This is a genomic window from Halorubrum alkaliphilum, assembly GCF_017873815.1.
In the GTDB taxonomy this organism is placed as follows: domain Archaea; phylum Halobacteriota; class Halobacteria; order Halobacteriales; family Haloferacaceae; genus Halorubrum; species Halorubrum alkaliphilum.
In genome coordinates, this window is the sequence record NZ_JAGGKQ010000051.1 from 1 (window position 1) to 2,906 (window position 2,906).

The 2,906-nt window shown below is 49.1% G+C and carries 3 protein-coding genes; 2 read left to right on the plus strand and 1 reads right to left on the minus strand.

All coding sequences use genetic code 11. The features are described 5' to 3' along the window. The coding region (locus J2751_RS15355) for an ATP-binding protein (RefSeq protein WP_209487320.1) at nucleotides 1-324 on the plus strand (324 nt) is incomplete at its 5' end. A 178-nt stretch (nucleotides 325-502) separates the two neighbouring features. Here the strand turns inward: J2751_RS15355 and J2751_RS15360 are convergent. Beyond that, nucleotides 503-985, minus strand: a complete 483-nt coding sequence (locus J2751_RS15360; protein ID WP_209487322.1) for a hypothetical protein — start codon at nucleotides 983-985, stop codon at nucleotides 503-505. A gap of 507 nt (nucleotides 986-1,492) precedes the next feature. On the opposite strand from J2751_RS15360, the gene J2751_RS15365 reads away from it, so the two are divergent. Then, nucleotides 1,493-2,764 carry a glycosyltransferase family 2 protein gene (locus J2751_RS15365; RefSeq protein WP_209487324.1) on the plus strand — a complete coding sequence of 424 codons (1,272 nt, stop codon included), beginning with the start codon at nucleotides 1,493-1,495 and terminating at the stop codon, nucleotides 2,762-2,764. The last annotated feature ends 142 nt before the right edge of the window (nucleotides 2,765-2,906 follow it).

The window sequence follows — 2,906 nt, forward strand, 5'->3', positions numbered from 1 at the left end:
TCGATTACTGCCGCAATTGAAGAGCTGTTGACCAACGCTGTGATCCACAACGACAGCGAAAACCCCCATGTGCGTGTCAACCTCGCTGTCGAGGGGTCGTGGGGCACTCTTAGCGTGCGGGACAACGGCCCGGGTGTCCCAGAATTTGACAGAGATGTCCTCGAATCGGGAGGGGCTATCGAGACACTCTCACACGGTAGCGGACTGGGATTGTGGCTGGTCTACTGGACAGTAAACCATTCTGGAGGGAAGATCCACGTCGATGAGCGTGAGCCACGCGGTACCGAGATTACAATCTGGTTTCCGCTGAAAACTGGTGGGTAGCAGGTTTGTAGATTAATGACTCTGTTGAAATCCTCAACCGGTGATATGTTCTCAGCGTTCTGCTGAATACAGAGCGCGAATGCAGCACGGGCTGAATTTGATACCGAGGAGTAGTGATCGGTCAGTATAGATCAGGCAGACAGCACGCCCTTCGACAGATATTGGTTAGTATACCCTTTTAGTCCGTGTTTTGCTGTGATGTTTCACGTACTATGTTGTCGTTTCGTCTGAGCACCTGTAACCCGCGACCAACAGAAGCAACGCCCAAAATAGTCGTGAGACTACCAATAGGAAAGTTTGCCCACCCGAAGAGAATAATAGGGGCGATCATGAGACACACTATACCTAACCCGATTACTGCATGACCATACATCGATGGCCGTACTTTGATGACCAATAGCACAAGCAAGATGGCTACAGCAAATCCACTGATAACTACGTTTGCTTCAATAATAAACAGTGAGACAATAACAAGTGCCCCGGCAACGAAAATAAGGCCGCCATCGTTTTTTCTGAATAATGTCATTATACCCATGAGGAACGAGAATCCCAATAAATGCGGAACTGACTCAAACCCAATTAGTACATTAACCAAGAGGGTGCTGATTGCTGCTACGACGAGAGAGAGGGCAGCATCTCTTCTTGTCACGTCCCCTATCATGCGCATATGTTATTTGAATGGTGAATAAAACACTTGGGACAAAGTGGGGTTGAACTCCCGCTCGCCATTTCAGAGAACTTGTCACGCAAGTACAAAATGGTACGTGATTGTTGAGTTCTTGGCGGTTAATGCGCACTCTTCAGCGACCAGCTGATTCAGCACTGATTGGTCGGAACCAACGAACCACCCGTGCTGCATACAGCCTCTGTATCTCGCACGGGCTATCTAACAGTATCTAGTTAGATTGAGTCGGATGTGCAAGATGTAGGGCGCAAGTCTTGTACAGAGTTATCCTCGGGTTCGATCAGACCGGATCGGTCAGTACAGGGGACTCACATATCGAGTAGCGCACAAACCTGTTCACATCGTGTCAGAAAACGTGTGCAAGATACAGAGGATGGATTCAGCACGATCCCCTTGTTCAACCTGTTCCATTCTGCTGAGATTTGTTGGGCTTATCATGACCGGATTCACGACATTTAATAGTTCTCAAAAGAATGAACATTCATGCTTAGTATGTTCTCTATAACATCGATTATACTCGTTATTCTATGGGCTATTTTTATTCTGTATTCCGCGTCAGTGCTGTTCTGGTTGTTTGAGGTGGGTGTCCTCGCACGGGGACAGACAGTCTCCAGCGACGAGGTGGTGTATGGGCATGAGGATGTCCAAGTTCGTATTTTAACCATAGGGGCCGAAAATGTCGTCCAAGCGACAGTCGATTCGATTCCGGAGGGTGTCAGTGATATCAGGGTTATTGCCGAACGCGATATCCAGATCGAGGGGGCAACGGTACACGTCGTTCCCACCGAGTTTGAGTGTAACGCGACTCATAAGGGCCGTGCGCTTGAATGGGCGCGTCAAAACGTTCCGTGTACACAGGAGTTTATACTATATCTTGATGAGGACACTATCGTCCAGCAGTTTACTGGCCTCCCGGATGCAGATATCATTCAGATCACCGAAATGCCGATTTTTACCGGATCGTGGATCGCATACCTCTCTGAGACGTTCCGAATCGGATACCAATACGAGCAGCGAGCATTCAGTCGGTTTAAGTATCCGCTGTATGCATGGGGTGGTGGTATCGCCATTCGGAAATCATTAGAGGACGAAATCACGTGGGACGTCAAGACGATCACCGAAGATACAAATTTCGTCTGGCGTGCGGTTGAGCGTCGAAACGTTGATTTCCGCGTTCTCAACCTAAAGTTCCGAAATCAAGCACCGCCAACGTTACGCGGAATGTTTCGACAGCGGCGTCGGTGGTTCTCCGGGACACAACACTCGGCTGACATCCTCCCACGCCGATACCGCACGTTTCTCTCTTTCCGGATGATCGCATGGGCGCTATCACCAGTTATTCCGGTTATTTCGCTGTTTTTGTTCCTATTTCCCCAGTACGTCCCGCAATCAGCGACGTACTTCTTGGGATCGATTGCCGCCTTTTCGATCCTGTTTGTCGTCACGTTCGTTGGCGTCGTCGTTTACATCAACCACGAACGGATAACGTTGCTTGCCCTTCCGCTTACACCGCTACTCGTGGTTTTGAACACTTCTGGTGCATTATGGGGTTGGATCTCACCCGTACAGACGTTTGCCGTGACCGAGAAGGTGGCTCTAAAAAAGGAACGTATTGCTTCGGAAACGGACCTTATTTCGCCGGCAACGCTTGAAGAGGTTAACCCATGGTTGGAGGAGGGAGATTTGGAAAATCACGACGGTGAGGGAACGCTCATACCGGATGGTGGGATAGAGGACAGTTTTATTTGGCCTTGATTACTCGGTTCCTGAACTGGCATATGGTGTTTCTCAGTAGAAATTAAGTACGTGTTTAGCCCGAACTGATTTCGCTGCTATCTCATAGAAGGCGCACAACTTAGCCTGTATGAACTGGCAGCAGAGGTTCGTGATGATTCTC

Bases quoted from the DNA above. Each gene is read 5' to 3' on its own strand.
- J2751_RS15360 (WP_209487322.1), bottom strand. From the start codon at position 985: ATGATAGGGGACGTGACAAGAAGAGATGCTGCCCTCTCTCTCGTCGTA.
- J2751_RS15365 (WP_209487324.1), top strand. From the start codon at position 1,493: ATGCTTAGTATGTTCTCTATAACATCGATTATACTCGTTATTCTATGG.